We start from the raw sequence: 3512 nt of genomic DNA on the forward strand, positions 1-3512 counted from the left end.
GCTTCAGCCTTCATCGACGTCGCCGCCGAAGAGCGCCAGCCGTGTGGCGTGGTGGCGTTCGGCGCCCCGACGACGGAGGCGGTCCCGACGCGGCCCCCGCCTGGCGCGCCATGGGCCACTGCCTGCTCCTGGACGGCACGGATGGCATCGACGTTCGGCGCGGGAAGGGCCGATGTCGCGTGAGCCGGGGTGGCCAGGGCCACCATGGCGACACCCGTTGCCAGAAACTTGCTTGTCTGATGCGCATGCTTGGCTTTCTCAGCCAGGGGATTGTCATGTGGCGAAGGCGCACCGGGTCCGGGACGCCTCGCCGGAATCAGAGTCTGTGCCTCAGGTCCGACACGGTCCGAAGTCCCTCTGCGCGTCGGGCGCATCCTGAAAAAGGGGCGCGAACTGCCCGACCGGCCAGGCAGGCAGGGGCGTGGGGAGATACGAACCGAGCTGACAGGCCATGAGGAAGTCATCCTGTGCTCGGGCTTGCTCACCAGGCTGGTGCACTTCACCGTGGCCGCCGAAAGTCGGCCCGGTATGGAGGCAAGCGAGCATGCGGCGAGGCGACTTGGGGCTGTCCGCAGTGCCCTACCGCGGCGTCGCCAGCGTACGCCGCAGCCAGTTGAGCCGGGCGGCGCGCGCGTCGCGGGACAGGTTGGCGGTGACGCCGAAGAAGTCGAAACCGTGGAAGCCGCCGGGAAACACGTGGAGTTCGGCGTCACCGCCGGCCTCCCAGATCCGCGTGGCGAAGGTGACCACCTCGTCGCGGAGCATCTCGACGGCGCCGACCTCGAGATAGGTCGGTGGCAGCCCGGACACATCCTCGGCCCGGGCAGGAGCGGCGCAGGAGGGCACGGCCGGTGTGCCGCAGTGGTCGCCGAGGACGTGGTTCCAGGCGGCCGCGTTCGTCGCTGGGTTCCAGCCCCCCAGGTGGGCCAGTTGGGCCGCCGGCGGGGTGTTGTTGCGGTCGTCGAGCATGGGGCAGACCAGCATCTGCCCCAGCGGCCGCGGGTCCAGGCGATCACGCAGACGCAGGGACAGGCCGCCCGCCAATGCGCCGCCACCGCTCAGCCCGAGGAGGACGATCCGCTCCGGGTCGACACCGAGGTCCAGGGCATTGGCCGTGACCCACGTCAGAGCCGTCAGGCAGTCCTCCAGCGCGGCCGGATGAGGATGCTCGGGAGCCAGTCGGTACTCGACGGAGACCACGGCAGCGCTTACCTCCTTGGCCAACTGCAGGACGTAGTCCAGGTTCTGCCGTGCGTGACCCATCACCATGCCGCCGCCGTGCAGGTAGTACAGCACAGGCACGCGACCGACGGCCCCCGCAGGCCGGCACACCAGCAAGGACACGTCGGCCGTGCCCTCCGCCGTGGAGGCCACGTGCTCCTCGATGGTGAAAGCGCCGCTCCCGCGCAGGTCGTCAAGGGTCGGGAACGCAGCGGCGGCGGCACGCCGCTCCTTGATGAACTCGTGTGTCAGGTCGATGCGCAGGCTGTCGAGGTCGACTGCTGCTGCGATTTCGGGGTCGATGGGCGGCACTACGGCAGACATGGGTGGTTCCTGGATTCTGTGGAGGTGGGCCGGGAACGGCGATCATGTGCCGTGCGCGGACGGAGCACGAAGCCCGCTTGCCACCTTGGCAAGAGGGTGCCGGTCGGCCGTACCCACCGGCGAACGACCGCCGAGTCCCGACCCACTTTCAGCTGATCCCGGCGGCTCCGCCGGCCTCGTCCCATGTCTTGAGGCGCACGCGCTCGCCCTGGGCGCCGAAGAGGCTGAGGAATTCGACGGGTTGATCGCCCGCGTTGCTGAAGGCATGCGGTAGTCGCGTGTCGAATTCGGCTGCCTCCCCTGCCTGGACGACGAGTTCCGCCCCGCCTGCCGTGATGCGCAGCCGTCCGAACAGGACGTAGATCCAGTTGAAACCCTGGTGAGTGTTCAACGCGGGTGCCTCCGCGGCTGCCGGTCCCATCGGCAGGACGTGCTTGTGGGCATGCGGCCCGCCGTAGTGGCGCACCAAAGGGATCACCGTGCGGCCCTGCTGGGGTACGGCGACCGGGCGCAGGTGGATACGGGGGTCGCCCGTCTGCGGGGCGCCCACCAGCTCGTCCAGCGGCACGTTGTACGCGGCCGCCAGGGGCAGCAGCAGATCAAGGGTGTATTTGCGCTTCCCGGACTCCAGCCTGGACAGCGTGCTCGGGGAGATGCCGCTGATGGCGCTGATGTCGTCCAGGGTGGCGTGGCGCTCCTGCCGAAGGGCCCGCAGACGCCCGCCGACCGAACGCAGGACACCGTCTACCTCATCGTGGTTCACCCGCGCATCTTGCCGGGTCGGCAAGCGGCCTTGGACTGGCAGGGCGGCCGGTCGCAAGATCACCGGCGACGGAAGGGAATCACCATGACGAACGAACAGCCCCTCTACGACGCCGTCGTCATCGGCGCCGGCGCGGCCGGTCTCAACGCGGCGCTCACCCTCGGGCGAGCCCGCCGCTCCGTGCTGGTCGTCGACGCCGGACAGCAGCGCAACGCACCCGCACGGTCCATCCACAACTACCTGGGGCATGAGGGCATCGCCCCAGCCGATTTCCTTGACCTCGCACGGCGCGAGATCCACCGCTTCGGAGTCGAGTGCGTCACGGCCTCAGTGGTCGCCGCGGCGCGTGAGACGGATGCCCACTTCGGCCTTGAACTCGACAACGGCGCCACCGTACGAGCGCGTCGGCTGCTCCTGGCCACCGGACTGGTGGACGAACTTCCCGACGTGCCCGGCGTGGCCGAGCGCTGGACACGCGAAGTACTGCACTGCCCGTACTGCCACGGATGGGAAGTGCGGGATCAGCCCATCGGCGTCCTGGCCACGACCGCGGCGGGAGTGGAACAGGCGCTGCTCTGGACCCAGTGGAGCGACAAGATCACCCTGCTCATGCACACGGGGCCGCTCCTCGACGACACGGCACGGGCACGCCTGAACGCCCGCTCGGTGGACGTAGTGGAAGGGAAGGTGGCAGCCCTGGACGTCGTGGACGACCGGCTGGCGGCGGCACTGCTCACCGGCGGCAGGCGCGTGGACCTCACGCATCTCGTGGTCGCGCCCCGCTTCACCGCCCGCGTCACAGGGCTGGCCGGGCTGGGCCTGGAAATCACGGACTGGGAGATGTTCGGGCAGGTCGCCGGCACTTACGTGGCCGCGAACGCGCAAGGTGCGACCAACGTGACCGGAGTGTTCGCGGCGGGCAATGTCACCAGCGTCACCGAGACGGTGATCGGCTCTGCGGCCGCCGGACTGAAGGCAGCGGCCGGACTGAACCTCGACCTCATCGCCGAAGACACCCGGCGAGCCGTCGCGACTTGACGGCCGGCCCGATGCCGGCAGGAGAAGTGGCATCTTCGTCGTCGGTTCCCGAGTGTTGGCAACCCGAGGATTTGGCCGGGCGACGCAGTGTGCCGACCGCCGCAGCCGAGCACGAGCAAGTGCCGCTTTGAGCGGGTGCCGCAGACAGTGGTGGTCCACGGCCGCT

4 protein-coding genes are annotated in these 3512 nt (G+C 69.5%); 1 reads left to right on the forward strand and 3 read right to left on the reverse strand.

What is annotated here, in order from left to right; genetic code table 11:
- From AB0I18_RS51780 to AB0I18_RS51790, 3 genes are all read right to left on the reverse strand, one after another.
- On the reverse strand, positions 1-206 hold a 206-nt coding region (locus AB0I18_RS51780), incomplete at its 3' end, for a hypothetical protein (protein WP_363112846.1).
- A 373-nt stretch (positions 207-579) separates the two neighbouring features.
- On the reverse strand, positions 580-1545 hold the full coding sequence (locus AB0I18_RS51785; protein WP_363112847.1) for an alpha/beta hydrolase fold domain-containing protein: 966 nt from the start codon (positions 1543-1545) through the stop codon (positions 580-582).
- Positions 1546-1693: 148 nt separating this feature from the next.
- Complete coding sequence (locus tag AB0I18_RS51790; protein ID WP_363112848.1) at positions 1694-2308, reverse strand: XRE family transcriptional regulator; 615 nt, start codon at positions 2306-2308, stop codon at positions 1694-1696.
- 84 nt (positions 2309-2392) lie between these two features.
- On the opposite strand from AB0I18_RS51790, the gene AB0I18_RS51795 reads away from it, so the two are divergent.
- Positions 2393-3346, forward strand: coding sequence for an NAD(P)/FAD-dependent oxidoreductase (locus AB0I18_RS51795; RefSeq protein ID WP_363112849.1), 954 nt, complete (start codon positions 2393-2395; stop codon positions 3344-3346).
- The last annotated feature ends 166 nt before the right edge of the window (positions 3347-3512 follow it).

Source organism: Streptomyces sp. NPDC050704 (genome assembly GCF_040654355.1).
Lineage (GTDB): Bacteria > Actinomycetota > Actinomycetes > Streptomycetales > Streptomycetaceae > Streptomyces.